Genomic DNA, 16,969 nt, shown 5'->3' with positions numbered 1-16,969 from the left:
CACCGAACCCGAAGACGCCAAGCCCCAGGACAAGCCGAAGGCGACGGACGAGCCCGAGGACGCCGCGCCCGGTGACGAGCCCCGGGGCGCCAAGTCCGGGTCGGTGGACGGTGGTTCCGGATCCGGTGACGGAGGCGCGGACGCCGACGGCGAGGAGGGACCGCAGGGGCCACCCGCGGCCGACGACGATGGCCGCACGGGTGGTGCGGGTGGGAAGACCGGCGGTGCCGAAGGCGAAGCCGAGGCCGAGCCCGCGGCTGCCGTCGACCAGCCCACGACCATGCTCAAGGCCCCCCGCCCCCCGCAGGTCGACCAGCCCACCACCATGCTCAAGCTGGGCGACGCCAAGCCCAAGCCCAAGCCGCAGCCGAAGACCCCCGAGGCCAAGGCCGACGCCAAGGCCGACCCCGAGGCCGACGCCGAGCGCACCAGCAGGTTCGTCGCCCTCAAGTCGGACATAAAGCAGGGCCCGAAGCCCGAGCCCGCCTCCACCACCCGCACCACCGTCCTCCCCCAGATCGGCCCCGAGCGCACCACCCAGCAGCCGCTTCCCCCGAAGCCCCCGCTGGACCTGCTCGCCGAGCTGACCAACACGCCCCCGCCGCCGGAGACCCCGGTCAGGACCCTCTTCCGCCGGGTCAAGATCTGGACGCCCCTGGTCATCGTCGCCCTGATCATCTTTGCGGTCGTACAGACTCTGCGCCCGCTCCCCCAGCCCACCCTCGGCCTCACCGCGAAGGACACGTACACCTTCGACGGCAGCGCGGTGGACATCCCCTGGCCGGCGGACGGCCAGGCCGCCCTCGACGTCCAGGGCATCGGCACGTTCGGCTCCTCCGGCGACCAGAAGCCGGTGCCGATCGCGAGCGTCGCCAAGGTGATGACCGCGTACATCGTCCTGCGCGACCACCCGCTGAAGAGCGGCGCCGCCGGCCCGAAGATCAAGATCGACCAGGCCGCCCAGGACCAGGCGAACGCCGGCCAGGAGTCGACCGTCGACGTGACGGCCGGCGACTCGATCACCCAGCGCGAGGCGCTGGAGAGCATCCTCATCGCCTCCGCCAACAACGTGGCGCGGCTGCTGGCGCGCTGGGACGCGGGTTCCGAGAAGGCGTTCGTGGCGAAGATGAACGCCACCGCGAAGAAGCTCGGCATGACGAACACGACGTACACCGACCCGTCGGGGCTCACGGACTCCACGGTGTCCACCGCCGTGGACCAGGTGAAGCTGGCCAAGGCCGCCATGGCGAGCGAGCCGTCCTTCCGCGAGGTCGCCGCGATGATGTCGTACGACGACTACAAGGGTGTCAACCACTCCAACTGGAACCAGCTGGTCGGCCACAACGACGTCGTGGGCATCAAGACCGGCACCACCACCTCCGCCCTCGGCAACCTGGTCTTCGCCGCGAAGAAGACGGTCGGCGGCGAGACCCGCACGATCATCGGCGCGGTGCTCCGCCAGCCCGCCAGCGCCGCCTCGGACAACAGCATCCTCACCGCCGCCCTGAACGGCGGCGACAAGCTGATCCGGGCGGCCCAGGCCGCGCTGAAGCCGGCGAAGATCTTCGTCAAGGGCGAAGTCGTCGGGTACGTGGACGACGGGCTCGGCGGCCTCACCCCGGTCGTGGCGACGCAGGACGTCACCGCCGTCGGCTGGTCGAAGCTGAAGGTGAAGGTGTCGTTCCAGGCGGACGACGTGCCGCACACCGCGAAGGCCGGCACCAAGGTCGGCACCCTCACCGTGGGTGACGGCTCCGGCTCCGCCGTCCAGGTTCCGGTCGCCCTGGAGAAGGACCTCGCCGAGCCCGGGTTCACGAGCAAGCTGACCCGCCTCGGCTGACCCATAACCGGCATTCCGTCACCGCACCCCGCCGATGGCGCCCCACCCCAGGGCCCCGCGGCGGGGTGCGTGCTAGCGTCGCGAATCGGGGCAGGTCGCCGGTCGCCGGGACACGGCCGCGAACTGGACGGAAAGCGGCCGGTAACACCGTGGAACACGGCCGAGAACAGAAGACGGGACACGGGGAGTGCCTTCAGGTGGCCACAGCGGAGCCGACACGCGCCGACAACGCCGATCCGAGCCCGGTATCGGGCCCGCGAATAGCCCTGCCGCCGGCAGCGGCGGACCATACGGAGCGTAAGCTCGGCGACCGGCTGCTGCGGGCCGCCGAGCCGCTGCGGCGACGCCTGCTGCGCCACCCGGTGCTGTCGGTCACGGCTCTCGCCGGCGTCCTGCACATCATCTGGTTCTTCACGTTCGCGAACAGCGGCGGCGATCTCGCGGCTCAGGACGCCTGGGCCGAGTTCGTCGGCCGGCACCCGGACTCGGCGTACAACCTCGCCTGGTACGGCGGCATGCACCCGGTGTCGTACAGCGTGGTGTCGCCGTACCTGATGTCGCTGATCGGTGTCCGTACGACGATGATGCTCGCCGGCACCGTCTCGGCCGGCCTGCTGACCCTGCTCCTCATCCGCAGCCGCGCGGTGAAGAACCCCCTGTGGGCCGCGCTCGCCGGGGTGTTCGCGCTGATCTGCAACGCGCTGTCCGGGCGGGTCACCTTCGGCCTGGGCACGATGTTCGCGCTGGCCTCGGTCGGGGCGGTGTTCTGCTGGCCGTACCGCTGGCGTCACAGGAGGTGGGCGAAGGCGCTCGTCGCGGCGCCGTTCGCCGCGCTCGCCACCATGTCGTCGCCCGTGGCCGGGCTCTTCGTCGGACTGGTCGCGGTCGCGCTGTTCCTGCAGAAGCGGCGGCCGGGCGCCTGGGCGCTCGGCCTGGCGCCCGCGGCCGTGGTGGCGGTCTCCGCCTGGCTGTTCCCGTTCTCCGGCACCCAGCCGATGGGCTTCGGCTCGGTGATACTGCCCCTGTCGTACGGCCTGCTCTGTCTCTTCCTCGTCCCGAAGGAGTGGAAGACGGTCCGGCTGACGGCGGCCGTGTACAGCCTCGGCGTGGTGCTGGTGTGGCTGGTCAGCTCGCAGATCGGCTCGAACATCTCGCGGCTGCCGATGCTGTTCGCGGGCGCGACGCTGATCGCGGCCCTCCCGTACACGGTCCCGCGCTCGCGCAAGTACTACGTGACCGTCCTGGCGTTCCTCGGCACCGTCGGCTGGATCGGCTTCAAGTCGGTCGACGACATCCTGCACACGACCCCGGCCGCGTCCTGGGCCCGCGAGCTCGCCCCGCTCGTCAACGAGCTCCAGCAGGTCGGCGCCGAGAAGGGCCGCGTCGAGGTGATCCCGGCCCGCTCGCACCGCGAGGCCTCCGCGCTCGCGCCGTACGTCAACCTGGCCCGCGGCTGGAACCGGCAGGCCGACATGGAGCGCAACCCGCTCTTCTACGACGACACCCTGAACTCCGCGAACTACCACGAGTGGCTGCAGCGCTGGGCCGTGCACTTCGTCGTCCTGCCGAAGGACGAGCCCGACGGCGACGGCGGGGAGCGGGAGCGGGCGCTGGTGCAGCGCGGGATGCCGTATCTGAAGCAGATCTGGGGCGACGCCAACTGGCAGCTGTTCCGGGTGACCGATCCGGTGCCGCTCGCCGAGCCGAACGCGGTGGTGGACAGCGCCGAGCAGGGCGAGCTGACCATCGAGGTCCGCAAGGCCGGCCGCATCCTGATCCGGATCCCGTACTCGCCCTGGCTGAGCATCGTCGACGCGGACGGCAAGAGCCTGAAGCCGCCCCAGGAGACCGAGGCCTCCAAGCACCGGGCCGACGGCAGTCCCAAGACGTACACCAACGTCAACGGCTGCCTGATGGAGACGCCGGAGGACGCGAAGGGGGACCAGTGGACGATGCTGCTGGCGCCGCGGTCCGGGACGTACCGGCTGGCGGCGCCGTACCAGCTGCCGCGGGGCACGCCCTGCCCCGACGAGCTGAAGTGACCCGCCCGCACAACTGACATGACTGGCTGCCTTACAGGTGGATTGACTCCCTGAGTCAATCCACCTGTTCTTTATATATTCCCAGCTCAGATACGCGATCCAGAGGGCTGCAGAGGCCCTTACCGGCTCCCGTTCGCCCATTTTCTTTACTTTTTACTTGACTCTCAATGACGGCCTCAGTTAACTGATTGGCATTGATTCGTCGGCCGAGGAGGCAGCGCAGTCATGGGGGACGAGACGTTAGGGATAATCCTGGCGGGAGGCCGGGGCGAACGCGCCAAGCCGCTCACCCTCGCCTCCTCGGACTACATCCGCAGCAAGGCGCTCATCCCGTTCGCCGGCCGGCCCGTCATCGAATGGCTCGTCGAGAACTGCCGGGACCAGGGCATCCACCGCTTCTACGTGGTCGCCCAAGGCGCCGAGAACCACAGCCAGATCAAGCTCGTGCTCGGCCGCGGCGAGCGGTTCGGCGTCGAGATCCACTACTCCCGGGCCCGGCTCGACCGCTACAACGTCGGCTCGGGCGCCGCCACCCTGCACAACCTCGAACAGTGGGACCTGACCGGCCGCGCCCTGGTCATGCCGGTCGACTCCGTCTTCGAGTTCTCGCTGCCCGTGCTGACCGAGGCGCACGACGCCGCCGACGCCGTCGTGACCGTCGCCTCGGTCGGCCGCACGGCCGAGGAGATCGCCGGCAAGTACGGCGTGATGCAGACGGCCGCGGACGGCACCGTCTCGGGCTTTCTGGAGAAGCCCGGCCTCGACCGCGTCCACCGCCTCTTCCCCGAGACATCGTTGCCAGGCAACGGCTTCACCCTGCCCACCAACGCGGGCATGTACCTGGTCGACTGCGGCCGCCTGCGGCTGGCGGCCCGCACCCCCGAGATGATCCGGCTCGCCCAGCAGCGCCTCGACTGGGGCGGCGACCTGCTGCCCTGGCTGGTCCGGCGGGGGCTGCCGGTCGCGGCCGCGCCCATCGACCGGCTCGGCGACCTCGGCAGCATCCCGGACTACCTGGCCACCCTCGGTGACGTGCTGCGCGGCCGCTACCGCTGGATGAGCCGGGCCATGGGCGCGCCGGTGAGCACCGACCCGCCGTACTGGATCCACGAGTCGAGCCTGCGCACCAAGGACAGCGTGCACGGCACCACCCTCGCCCAGAAGATCTCCGAGGGCAGCGTGGTGCTCGGCCCCGCCGTGCGCATCGGGCGGAACGCCGAGATCGGCCCCGGGGTGAAGCTGCGCTACACGGACGTCGGCGACGACGTCGACATCGACGAAGGCGCCCGGCTCAGCCGGACGGCGATCGGCGACGGTGCCGTCGTCGGACCGTACGCCCGGATCACCGACTCGTACGTGGGGCCCATGGCGCGGGTGCACTCCGCACGCGACAACCCCGTCCGGCTCGTCCACTCGGCGATCGGCGAGGCCGCCGACCTGCGTCCCGGCACCCGTCTTTCGGGGGTGAGCGTCTATCCGCGGCTGCGGGTCCCCGCCCTCACCGGTCTGCCCACCGGCACCCATCTGACCAGCTCCGACGACATCCTGCGCTGGATCTGACCGGATCCGGCCGCGCCCCGGCACCCACCCGCTCCTTCCCGCACCCCATACGTCCGGCTCGGCTACCGCCCTGGGGAGTTTTCTCGATGGACACGATGGACAGCCCGATCGCAGTCATAGGAGGGACCGGCCGGGTCGGCCGGCTCGTCACCCGGCAGTTGCTGGCCCGGGGCGAGACCGTCCGGGTCATCGGCCGCAGCACCCAGCGCGCCCGGCGGCACATGCCCGCGCAGGCGCAGTACTTCACGGCCGACGTACGCGACCCCGGCACGCTCCGCACCCCCCTGCACGGGTGCGCGGCCGTCGTCTACGCCGTGGAACCGGGCACCGACGCCGCCGGCCCGGACAGCCCGGAGTCGACCCTGCACGGCGGTGTCCGCCACGTCCTCGACGTGCTGGGCGCCGCCCTGGCCGGCCGGCACTTCGTGCTCGTCAGCCAGCGGCACGTCACCCGCCGCGACCACCCCATGAACGCCTACGGCAGGATGCTGGACTGGCGGCTGGCCGGCGAGGACGCGGTCCGCTCCTCGGGCCTGCCCTACACGGTGATCCGGCCGGGCTGGCTGACCGACGAGCCCGGACACGGCGTGCTGCACCTGGAACAGGGCGACGTCGGCGACGGGTTCGTGGCCCGCGCGCACGTCGCCGACGCCTGCGTCCGGGCGCTCAACTCGCCCGCGGCGCGCGGCGTGACGTTCGAGATGCGCAGCGAGACCGGCCCGGCCTCCGGCCCCGTGCCCTGGGGCGAACTCTTCGCCGGGCTGCGCGCCGACGCCCCGGCCGGGACCAGGGCGGTGTTCGCATGAGCGTCTCGACCGAGGCCCAGGACCAGCCGGCCGCCACCGCCACCGCCACCGCCACGACGGATGCCACGAACACGTACATGACCCTGCCCGCCGACCACGACACCGAGACCGGCACCCTCGACGTCCCCCAGCCCGGCGTCACCCCGGGCCACCCGCAGCCGCTGGGCAGCACCGTCGACGCCGACGGGGTCAACTTCTCGGTCTTCTCCGAGCACGCCACCCGCGTCGACCTGTTGCTGTTCGAGCACTGCGAGAGTCCGCAGCCCTACCGGACCATCCGGCTGCGCCCCGAGCGGCACCGCAGCTTCCACTTCTGGCACTGCCATGTGCAGGGGCTCGGCGCCGGCCAGGTCTACGCCTACCGCATCGAGGGTCCGCGCGACCCCGTCGCCGGGGGCAGCCGCTTCGACCACCGCAAGGTGCTGCTCGACCCCTACGCCCGCGCCAACGTCAACAGCCGCTGGGAGCGGACCCGCGCGATCGGCCCCGGGGACAACGTCGAGCACTCCATGCGCAGCCTGGTCGTCGACCTGGACGACTACGACTGGGAGGGCGACACCCCGCTGCGCACCCCGATGGCCGACACCGTCGTCTACGAGATGCACGTACGCGGCTTCACCGCCTCGCCGACCTCCGGGGCGGACCACCCCGGGACCTTCTCGGCCGTCATCGAGAAGATCCCGCATCTGCAGGAACTCGGCGTAACCGCCGTGGAGTTGCTGCCGGTCTTCGACTTCGACGAGACCCAGGTCCTGCGCACCGGCCCCGACGGCATCCCGCTGCGCAACTACTGGGGCTACGACCCGTACGGGTTCTTCGCCCCGCACACCGGCTACTGCTCCAGCCCCCATCTGGCCACCCACATCACCGAGTTCCGCGACATGGTGAAGGCGTTCCACAAGGCGGGCATCGAGGTCATCCTCGACGTGGTCTTCAACCACACCAGCGAGGGCAACGAGTTCGGCCCGACGATCAGTTTCCGGGGCGCGGCGAACGAGGCCTACTACCACCTGTGGCCGCAGGACCGCTCCCACTACATGGACTTCACCGGGTGCGGCAACGCGGTCAACGCCAACCACCCCATCGTCACCAAGTTCATCCTGGAGTCGCTGGAGTACTGGGTCTCCGAGCACCACGTCGACGGCTTCCGCTTCGACCTCGCCTCGGAGCTGTCCCGCGGCCCGATGGGCTACGAGATGGCGGTGCCGCCCGCGCTGTGGGCGATAGAGCTGTCGCAGATCCTGGCCGAGACGAAGATCATCGCGGAGCCCTGGGACGGCGGCGGGCTCTACCAGGTGGGCCGTTTCCCCGGTAAGCGCTGGGCGCAGTGGAACGGCCCCTTCCGGGACGACGTACGGCGGTTCGTGCGCGGTGACGCGGGCATCGCCGGCGAGGTCGCCTCACGGCTCGGCGGCTCGGCCGACCTGTTCGCCCCGCAGGAGGAACTGCCCACCAACAGCATCAACTTCGTCACCTGCCACGACGGGTTCACCCTCAACGACCTGGTCAGCTACGACACCAAGCACAACCACGCCAACGGTGAGGCGAACGCCGACGGGGCGAACGAGAACTACAGCTGGAACTGCGGTTCCGAGGGCCCCACGGACGACCCCGAGGTCGAAGGGCTGCGGGTGCGGCAGGTCAAGAACCTGCTGTCGGTCCTCATGCTCAGCCGCGGCGTCCCGATGCTCCTGGCCGGCGACGAGTTCCGCAACAGCCAGGCCGGCAACAACAACGGCTACTGCCAGGACGGCCCGCTCTCCTGGCTCGACTGGGAGCAGGCGGACACCGAACGGGAGACGCTCGGGTTCACCCGGGGTGTCATCGGGCTGCGCAAGCGCTACCGCACCTTCCGTGAGCCGCAGTTCTTCTCCGAGCGGCTCAACCCCCGGCTTCTGCCGGACATCACCTGGCACGGCACGCGGCTGCACCAGCCGGGCTGGGAGAACCCCGACGCCCATGTGCTGGCCTGCACGTACGGCGGTTTCGACGGTGACCCGGACCTGCACCTGGTCCTCAACATGTACCACCTGGGCCTCGACTTCGAGCTGCCCGTCCTTCCCGGCCACCGCTGGCACCGCGTCCTGGACACGGCCCGGCCGGCCCCGCACGAGATCCTCCCGCCCGGCGCGGAGGAACCGGTCGACGGTCCCACCTATCACGCCCAGGGCCGCAGCGTCGTGCTGCTGGCGGCCCTGCCCGACGAGAAGGGCACGCGACGATGAGCGCACTCTCCCAACGACGTATCACCTCCGACACCCTGGCGGGTTACGTCACCCACTACAGCCCCACAAGGCGCATGTTCGGTCTGCGCAGCCCGGACGGGCGTGAGTTCACGGTCCACCTGACCCACAACGCCGTCTCCCGCATCGTCCGCAACCTCGGCGACTCCTACCACGACACCACGGCCGACACCGTCGACATGCTGGCCGAGGGCCGGTTCCTGTTCGCGTACGGGATCCTCTACGAGTGGGAGGGCGGCGCCCGCTTCGACGCCAAGGAGATCACCTTCCCGGAGGAGAGCCGCGGCCAGTACGTCTTCGAGCACCCGAACTGGTGGGTGCAGCAGGCCGCCGCCATCGCCGACTTCTACCTGCGCGGGCAGTTCCCGGACGGGGTGTACGACTGGCGCAACTTCCGCACCCACCTCACCCTCAGCGGCACCCACTTACCGGACTTCCACGGCCAGGACGTGCGCCAGGAGACCGACACCATCTCCCGGCTGGTGTACGGGCTGGCCACCGCCTACCTGCTGACCGGCGAGGACCGCTTCCTGGAGGCGGCGGAGTCCGGCACCGAGTACCTGCGCGAGCACATGCGGGTGGACGACCAGGCGGACGGGATCACCTACTGGTACCACGGCATCGACATCACGGCCAACGGCCACCGGCCGGTCTTCGCCTCGGAGTTCGGGGACGACTACGACGCGATCCCGATGTACGAGCAGATCTACGCGCTCGCCGGCCCCACCCAGACCTTCCGGATCACCGGCGACCCGAAGATCCTGAACGACATCGACCGCACGGTCGCCCTGTTCCAGAAGTTCTTCCGCGACCCGGTCGAGGGCGGGTTCTTCTCGCACCTGGACCCGATCGCCCTCGACCCGGGCGCCGACTCGCTGGGCCGCAACCGGTCCCGCAAGAACTGGAACTCCGTCGGCGACCACGCCCCGGCCTACCTGATCAACGCCTATCTGGCGACCGGCCGTCCGGACTTCGCCGCGCTCCTGGAGGAGACCGCGGACACGATCGTCAAGCGGTTCCCGGACGAGCCCAACTCCCCGTTCGTGCAGGAACGGTTCCACGCCGACTGGAGCCCGGACCGCACCTGGGGCTGGCAGCAGGACCGCGCGGTGGTCGGCCACAACCTCAAGATCACCTGGAACCTGACCCGCATCAAGGCCCTGCACGACAAGCCCGAGTACGGCACCACGGCGGAGCGGATCGCCGAGTTGATGCCCTCGGTGGGCAGCGACGGGCTGCGCAGCGGCTGGTACGACGTGGTGGAGCGGCAGCCCGACCCGGACAGCGGCATCCACCGCATGGTCTGGCACGACCGCAAGGCCTGGTGGCAGCAGGAGCAGGCGATCCTCGCCTACCTCATCCTGGCCGGCACCACCGACGACCCCGAGCACCTGCGGCTGGCCCGGGAGGCGGCGTCGTTCTACAACGCGTACTTCCTCGACTACGAGGACGGCGGCGTCTACTTCAACGTCCTGGCCAACGGCATCCCGTACCTGCTGGGCACCGAGCGGCTCAAGGGCAGCCACGCCATGGCGGGCTACCACGCGCTGGAGCTGTGCTACCTGTCGGCGACCTACACCGGTCTGCTGCTCGGCAACGACCCGGTGACCCTGCACTTCCGGCCGCGCCCGGACGACCTCCCGGAGCGGCTGCTGCGGGTGGCGCCGGACCTGCTGCCGGCCGGCTCGGCGGAGCTGACCCGGGTGTGGGTGGACGGGCAGCCGTACCAGAACTTCGACGCCAAGGACCTGACGGTACGGCTGCCCGAGGGCACCGAACCGGTGCGGGTGCGGGTGGAGCTGGAGCCCGCGCAGATGCGGCTGCGGATGCGCAGCGAGTTCGACGGCGGCACCGCCCACATCAGCTGCCGCGGCGTGATCGACGCCGCCGAACTGGGCAAGTTCCGCAGGATCCTGGGCGAGGTCATGGCGGCCACCCCGGGGCGGGTGGAGTTCCACCTCTGCGAGACCAGCGAGATGTGCCGGTCCGCCATCAACGAGCTGCTGTTCCAGCGCACCAAGGCGGGGCTCGACGTCGACTTCGTGATCGTGGGCTGCGCCCTGCCGGAGGTCGCGGACGCGCTGCTCGCCACGGACGCCTTCCTGCTGGAGGGTGGTGACGACTGCAACCATGAGTGATCTCGCGACCATCGCACTCCCGTTACCGTCCGTGCGTACCCCGGGTGCCCCGCCCGGTGCCCGCGACCTGCCGGCCTATTGCGGCGAGCTGTTCGGCCAGTTCACCCGGGCCGACCAGCGGCGCTGGGGCGAGGTGTACCTGCGCGGCCTGCTGGCCGTGCCCGGCCGCAAGACGCCCGCCCGGATCACCGAGCAGGTGCTCGGACGGCGGGCGGTGCAGCAGATACAGCAGTTCGTGAACCAGAGTCCCTGGGCGTCCGCGCCGGTGCGCGGCCGGCTGGCCGGGCAGATGGTCCGGGCCTTCCGGGCCGAGGCCTGGTCGGTGGACGAGGTCGTCTTCGCCAAGAACGGCGACCGCTCGGTCGGCGTGGCCCGCCAGTACGCGGCCTCCCAGGAACGCACCGTCAACTGCCAGCTGGCCCTTGCGACCTCGCTGGTGGGGCACGCCGGCGGGGTCCCGGTGAACTGGCGGCTGGTGCTGCCGACCCGCTGGGACCGGGACGAAGGGCTGCGCGGCCAGGCGCACTTACCGGAGCAGGAGCGCTGCCGTCCACGGTGGAGCTACGTACTGGAAGCACTCGACGAGATGCTCGACGAGTGGTCCCTGGAACCGCTGCCGGTGCTGGCCGACTGGCGCGGCGACGGGGACCCGGACCCCCTGTTACGGGGGCTGGAGGCCCGCGGGCTCGGCTATGTGGTCCAGGCATCGCCGCACACGCCGGTGCTCCTCCCCCGCGGCCGGGCCGCCGCCCGGGGGGCCGGCGGCACCCTGGCCGAACTCGCCGCGCACGCCGTCCGGCAGACCGAGCGGACGTCGGTGACCTGGCACGACCCGGTGACCGAACGCATGTGGCACTCGGAGTTCCTGGCCGTTCCGGTGCTGCTGCGGGCCGAGCGCTCTCCCGAGGGCTTTCCGAGCGCGTCGCCGCGGCCGCGGATGCTGCTTGCGGACTGGCCCTACGGCCGGCCGCAGCCGCGGGCCTACTGGCTGACCAACCTGCCGGTGCGCCGGCTCGCGGAGATCGTGCTGCTGGCCCGGCTGCGCAGGTTCGCCGGGGAGGCGCTGGGCCGGATGCACGACGAGTTCGGCCTCGGCGACTTCGAGGGCCGCTCCTTCCGGGGCTGGCACCACCATGTGACGCTGGCCTCGGCCGCCCTCGGCTTCGACATGGTGCGCCAGCGGGCGGACGAGAGAGCCCTGAGCACACCGCATGCCTGAACAGCGCCACCGCAACGACCGGAACGGCCCCGTGCGGACAGCTCCGCACGGGGCCGCCGTGCGCGCGCTTCTACCTGGGGCCGCCGCCGGCTCGTCTCCGCCCGAGACCACCGTGCGTTCGAATCCGCCCCGCCCCGCACCGGACTCTCTTCCGCGTGCCGCCGTGCGCGCGCTTCCGCCCCCGGCCGGCCCACGCTCACTTCGCCCAGCCGACCTTCGTGAAGTCGATGTCGCCGAGGCCCGGGACGCCGTAGTTGGCCAGGCCCTTGCGGACGGCGAGGATCTGGGGGCGCTGGTAGAGCTCGATGTCGTGGCCGAGGCGCCAGATCTCGGTGTCCGCCGCGTTGTAGAGCCGTTGGGCGGCCCCGGTGTCGAGGGTGCCTGCCGCCTTGTCCAGCAGCTCATCCACCTGCGCCGAGCCGACCCGGCCGTAGTTCTCGAAGACCTGGCCGCCGGCCGGGCGCCGGTAGACGGCGTAGGCCGAGCTCGGGTACGTCAGCCCGGTGAACCGGAAGATCGCGAGGTCGAAGTTGCCCTTGTCCAGGTACTGCGGGCCGTAGGCGGAGGCGGGCACCTTCTCGATGTCGACGCGGACGCCGGCCCGGGCGAGCATCTGCTGGACGAGCTGGGCCAGGTCCTCGCCGAGCCGGTTGGTGCCCTCGCTCAGCACCAGGCGGAGGGTGAGGCTGTGGCCGTCCTTCGTCCTGGGTCTCCCGGCGCCCTGGCTGCGCCAGCCCGCTTGGTCGAGGGCGCGGTCGGCGGCCTTGAGGTCGAAGCGGCCGTAGGGGCCGGAGTCGTCGGCGTAGCCGGGCTGGTTGGTCATGTAGAAGTGGTTGCCGAGCAACGGCACCTTCACCGGCAGGCCCGCGGCCGCGACCTCGGCCAGCGCCGGGCGGTCCACGGCCTGCTGGAGGGCGTTGCGCACCGCCCGGTCGGCCAGCGGCCCGCCGGCGCCGTTCAGCGTGATGTGCACCTCGTCCCAGGCGGAGCCGATCCGGATCGCGGTGTCCTGCGCCTTCGCCAGCTGGGCGTAGGCATCGCTGGTGGCGGCGTTGACGACGTCGACCTCGCCGTTGAGGAAGGCCTGCAGGGCGGCGTCGGGGTCGAGGACGCGGAAGACGACGCGGTCGAGCCGGGGCCGGGTGCCCCACCACGCGGCGTCGCGGACGAGGGTGAGGGTCTGCGCCGTACGGTCGACGGAGGCGAGCTTGAAGGGGCCCGCGGTGACCGGGAGCCGGCCCTGCCAGTCGGAGTCGAAGTGCTGCGGGCTGTCGTAGGCGACGGCCGGGAAGAGCGGGGTGAAGAGCCTGCGCCAGTCGGCGTACGGCTTCTTGAAGGTGACCTCGACGTCGTGCGCGCCGGCGCCCCGGCGGACGTCGGCGATACGGTCGTAGCCGCTCGGGTCGGCGACCAGGTACCGGTCGTCGCCGCCGCCGACCGCGTGCCACTGGGCGGCGAAGTCCCGCCAGCTCAGGGCCCTGCCGTCGGACCAGCGGGCCTTCGGGTCGAGCCGGTAGGTGACGACCTGGCGCGAGCCGGCGGTGGAGACGGTGGCGGAGGTCAGGTAGTCCCGCACGATGCGGGGGACGCCCTCGGCGTCGCGGGTGAAGAGCCGCGGCTCCGTCATCGTGTCGACGGTCCACACGTCGTCCAGGGCGCCGTCGACGTGGTTGAAGTTGAACTGCGTGATCATCTGCGTGATCGGCACGGTCAGGGTCCCTCCGGAGCGGAGGTCCCCGGACGGCAGGGCGTTGATGTCGTAGGTGCCGTAGGTGGGAAGCGCACGGTCCCGGGAGTCGTCGTGCCCGCCGGACCCGGAGCATCCGGTCGCCGTGAGGACGACGAGCGCCCAGACGGCCAGCCACGCGGACCAAGCCCGTAATCGCTCCACCTGCCAGCCTCTCCGGCGTCCCGGCACCGCCAACTGCCTTGACTTTCCTGCGAATTGTGGCGACGGAGCTTAACATCACGATGTTTCCCTCAAATGAAGAGAAGGCAGACTCCATCCCCCGGCGGACGCCCGCGCTCCGCCCGGGCCGTCACCCTCCGTGCCCCGTCAGGAGTGCCATGTTCTTCCTGATCGCCAGGCGCCTGGTCCGCTGCATGGTCCTGTTCCTCGTCTCCCTGGTCCTCTCCTACGCGCTCGCCTCCACCGCGCTCGATCCACGCGCGTACTTCGAGGACCGCCGGCCACCGCCGTCGGCCCGGGTCGTCGACCGCGAGCTGTCCCGGCTCGGCATGGACGACCGCGCGCCGCTGCCGGAGCGCTTCGCGCACTGGGCGGACCGCGCCGTCCACGGCGACCTGGGCCGCACCGTCGACGACCAGTCGGTGAGCGCCGAGTTCGGCCGCCGGATCGGCGTGTCGGTACGGCTGCTGCTGGTGGGCACGCTGGCCGGTACGGCCGTGGGCACCCTGGCCGGGATGTGGGCGGCGGTCCGCCGCGGCGGGCTCGGCGACCGGGCGCTGGCCGGGTTCTCCTTCGCGGTGCTGTGCGTGCCCACCTTCGTGCTGGCGCTGCTCCTGAAGACCGGCGCGCTCGCGGTCAACCGGGCCGCGGGCGGCAACGTCGTCAAGTACACCGGCGAGCACACCCCCGGGCTGCAGGGCGACTGGACCGTCCACCTGCGGGACACGGCGGCCCACCTGGTGCTCCCGGCGCTCTGTGTGGCGCTCGCGGCGATCGCCCTGTACAGCCGCTACCAGCGGGCCGCCACCCTGGACGTGCTCGGCGCGGACCATCTGCGCACCGCCCGCGCCAAGGGGCTCACCCCGGGGCGTGCGCTGCTGCGGCACGGGCTGCGGATCTCGCTGGTGCCGATGACGGTCTTCTTCTCCTTCGGCGTCCTCACCCTGGTCACCGGGGCCGTGTTCACCGAGCGGGTCTTCGGCTGGCCCGGCATGGGCAGCTGGCTGATCGACTCGGTGGAGAAGGGCGACGTGAACTCGGTCGTGGCGGTCAACGGCTTCGCCGCGGCCGTCGTCCTGCTGGCGGGGCTGGTCGCGGACGTCCTGCACGCGCTGCTCGATCCCCGGGTACGGCAGCCGTGAGAGCGGGGCGGCGCGGGCGGGCCGTGCTCGGCCGGCTGGCCCGGCACCCGGGGGCGCTGTGCGGGTTCGCGCTGCTGCTGGCCCTGGTGGTGCTCGCGGTCGCGGGGCCGTACGTGTGCCGGTGGTCCTACCCGGACGTCGACTACACGGCGCTGCGGCAACCTCCGGACGCGCGGCACTGGATGGGCACCAACCGGATCGGGCAGGACGTGTTCGCCCAGGTCGCGCACGGGCTGCGGAAGTCGCTGCTGATCGGGGTGCTGGTGGCCGCGGTCGCCACCGGTCTTGCGGCGGCGGTGGGTGCCTGCGCCGGGTACTTCGGCGGCTGGACGGACCGTTCGCTGATGTTCGTGGCGGACCTGCTGTTGGTTCTTCCCGGCTTCCTGGTCCTTGTGGTGCTCGCCCCTCGGCTGCGGCGGTGGGGCTGGCTCGTGGTGGCCGCGCTGCTCGCCCTGCTGGGCTGGATGGTCACCGCGCGGGCGGTGCGCGGCATGACCCGCTCGCTGAAGGAGCAGCAGTTCGTGGTGGTGGCGCGGCTGATGGGGGTCGGACCGGTGCGGATCATCTGGCGGCACGTGCTGCCGCACCTGGCCTCGTTCCTGATCACCGACGCGACGGTCACGGTGGCCGGGGCGGTGGTCAGCGAGGCCGGGCTGTCCTACTTCGGCTTCGGCGTCCAGCCGCCGGACGTCTCCCTGGGCACGCTGATCGCGGACGCGTCCGACGTGGCCCTGGTGTATCCGTGGATGTTCTTCTTCCCCGCGGGTCTGCTGACCGCGTTCGTCCTGGCCGTCAGTCTCCTGGGCAACGCCCTGCGCGACGCCCTGGACCCCACGACGGTACGGCCGGCCGGGCCGCCCCGCGGTGTCGTGTCGGGGCTCGCCTGATGGGCGCGGGCCCGGCGGCGCGCGGACCGGCGAGCCCGGTCCTGGAGGCGCGCGGTCTGACGGTCGCCTTCGGGGGCGGGCGGCGGCGGGCGCCGGTGCCCGTGGTGCGCGGTGTGGATCTCGCGCTGCGCCGCGGCGAAGTGCTGGGTCTGGTCGGTGAGTCCGGCGCGGGCAAGTCGCTCACCGCGCTGTCGCTGCTCGGGCTGGCGCCGCCCGGTGCCCGGGTCGGCGGTTCGGTGCGGCTGCTGGGCGAGGAGGTGCTGGGGCGGCCGGAGCGGGAGCTGGCCGGCCTCCGGGGCCGCCTGATCGCCATGGTCTTCCAGGATCCACTGCACGCCTTCACCCCGGTGCTGCGCGTCGGCGACCAGATCGCGGAGGCCCTGCGCATCCACGAACGCCCCCGCCCGCGGCGCGAGACGGCGCTGCGGCGGGCGGTGGAGCTGCTGGACCTCGTCGGGGTGCCGCAGCCGTCCAGGGCCGCGCGCGCCCTGCCCCACCAGCTGTCCGGCGGGATGCCCCAGCGGGCCATGATCGCGATGGCGGTGGCGAACCGGCCCGCGGTCCTCGTCGCGGACGAGCCGGCCAGCGCGCACGACGGGACCGTGCAGGCCCAGGTGCTTGGGGCGCTCGCGGCCGCGGGGCGGGAAACGGGAGCGGCGGTGGTCCCCGTCAGCCACGTCCCCGGCGCGGTCGGCGGTGCCGCGGAGCGGGTCGCCGTCCTGTACGCGGGGCGGGTGGTGGAGGCGGGTCCGGTGGCAGCGGTGCTCTGCCGCCCCCGGATGCCGTACACCCTCGGGCTCGTCGGCTCCGTGCCGCGCCTCGACGCCCGGGTGCCGCCCACACCGGTGCCGGGCTCCGCCCCCGCACCGGGTACCGCCGGCCCGGGCTGCCCCTTCGCCCCCCGCTGCCCCCTGGCGGAACCGGGGTGCCCTACGGCCGAGCCCCCGCTCACCGGAGTGGACAGCCCGTCCCGCGCCGACGCCTCGGCGCCCGACGCCCACGAGGCGGCCTGCCGAAGGATCCCGGAGGTCCGCCGCTGGACCGCGGCCGAGCTGTTCGGCCGCCCGCCGGAGCGCGCGGACCGGGACGGCACACCGGGCGGCACAGCCGCCGAGCCGTCTGCACGCCCGCCCGGCCGACCGCCCGCGCCCCCGGCGGCCACGCCGGACGGCGCAGGCGCGGA

At 72.0% G+C, this 16,969-nt stretch carries 11 protein-coding genes; 10 read left to right on the top strand and 1 reads right to left on the bottom strand.

All coding sequences use genetic code 11. The features are described from left to right. From KVT45_RS43005 to KVT45_RS42975, 7 genes are all read left to right on the top strand, one after another. Window positions 1-1,840: serine hydrolase (locus tag KVT45_RS43005; protein ID WP_254648187.1), on the top strand; the 1,840-nt coding region annotated here is incomplete at its 5' end. Between the two features lie 197 nt (window positions 1,841-2,037). Continuing rightward, complete coding sequence (locus KVT45_RS43000) at window positions 2,038-3,882, top strand: MFS transporter (RefSeq protein ID WP_217554963.1); 1,845 nt, start codon at window positions 2,038-2,040, stop codon at window positions 3,880-3,882. 225 nt (window positions 3,883-4,107) lie between these two features. Next, on the top strand, window positions 4,108-5,442 hold the full coding sequence (locus KVT45_RS42995) for a sugar phosphate nucleotidyltransferase (RefSeq protein ID WP_217554962.1): 1,335 nt from the start codon (window positions 4,108-4,110) through the stop codon (window positions 5,440-5,442). 86 nt (window positions 5,443-5,528) lie between these two features. Continuing rightward, window positions 5,529-6,248 carry an SDR family oxidoreductase gene (locus KVT45_RS42990; RefSeq protein WP_254648186.1) on the top strand — a complete coding sequence of 240 codons (720 nt, stop codon included), beginning with the start codon at window positions 5,529-5,531 and terminating at the stop codon, window positions 6,246-6,248. Beyond that, window positions 6,245-8,473 carry a glycogen debranching protein GlgX gene (gene glgX / locus KVT45_RS42985; RefSeq protein WP_254648185.1) on the top strand — a complete coding sequence of 743 codons (2,229 nt, stop codon included), beginning with the start codon at window positions 6,245-6,247 and terminating at the stop codon, window positions 8,471-8,473. The genes KVT45_RS42990 and glgX overlap by 4 nt, the downstream gene beginning before the upstream one ends. Next, window positions 8,470-10,629 carry an AGE family epimerase/isomerase gene (locus tag KVT45_RS42980; protein WP_217554960.1) on the top strand — a complete coding sequence of 720 codons (2,160 nt, stop codon included), beginning with the start codon at window positions 8,470-8,472 and terminating at the stop codon, window positions 10,627-10,629. Before glgX ends, KVT45_RS42980 begins: the two co-directional genes overlap by 4 nt. Beyond that, entirely contained in the window at window positions 10,622-11,848 is a 1,227-nt protein-coding gene (locus KVT45_RS42975; protein ID WP_254648184.1) for an IS701 family transposase, read from the top strand. Before KVT45_RS42980 ends, KVT45_RS42975 begins: the two co-directional genes overlap by 8 nt. A 196-nt stretch (window positions 11,849-12,044) precedes the next feature. Here the strand turns inward: KVT45_RS42975 and KVT45_RS42970 are convergent, their stop codons facing one another. Continuing rightward, window positions 12,045-13,739 (bottom strand): ABC transporter family substrate-binding protein, encoded by a 1,695-nt coding sequence (locus KVT45_RS42970; protein ID WP_308311033.1) that lies wholly within the window; start codon window positions 13,737-13,739, stop codon window positions 12,045-12,047. A gap of 176 nt (window positions 13,740-13,915) precedes the next feature. On the opposite strand from KVT45_RS42970, the gene KVT45_RS42965 reads away from it, so the two are divergent. From KVT45_RS42965 to KVT45_RS42955, 3 genes are all read left to right on the top strand, one after another. Beyond that, window positions 13,916-14,899, top strand: a complete 984-nt coding sequence (locus KVT45_RS42965; protein ID WP_217554958.1) for an ABC transporter permease — start codon at window positions 13,916-13,918, stop codon at window positions 14,897-14,899. Continuing rightward, the gene (locus KVT45_RS42960) at window positions 14,896-15,786 is read left to right on the top strand and encodes an ABC transporter permease (RefSeq protein WP_217554956.1); all 891 of its coding nucleotides are present in this window, start codon (window positions 14,896-14,898) and stop codon (window positions 15,784-15,786) included. The genes KVT45_RS42965 and KVT45_RS42960 overlap by 4 nt, the downstream gene beginning before the upstream one ends. Then, window positions 15,786-16,969 (top strand): ABC transporter ATP-binding protein (locus tag KVT45_RS42955; RefSeq protein WP_217554955.1); only part of this gene is annotated, 1,184 nt, incomplete at its 3' end. The genes KVT45_RS42960 and KVT45_RS42955, both read left to right, overlap by 1 nt.

The organism is Streptomyces sp. GbtcB6 (genome assembly GCF_019091475.1).
Classification (GTDB): Bacteria; Actinomycetota; Actinomycetes; order Streptomycetales; family Streptomycetaceae; genus Streptomyces; species Streptomyces hyaluromycini.
Note: the sequence above shows the minus strand (reverse complement) of the source record. Positions and strands in the feature narration are given on the sequence as shown.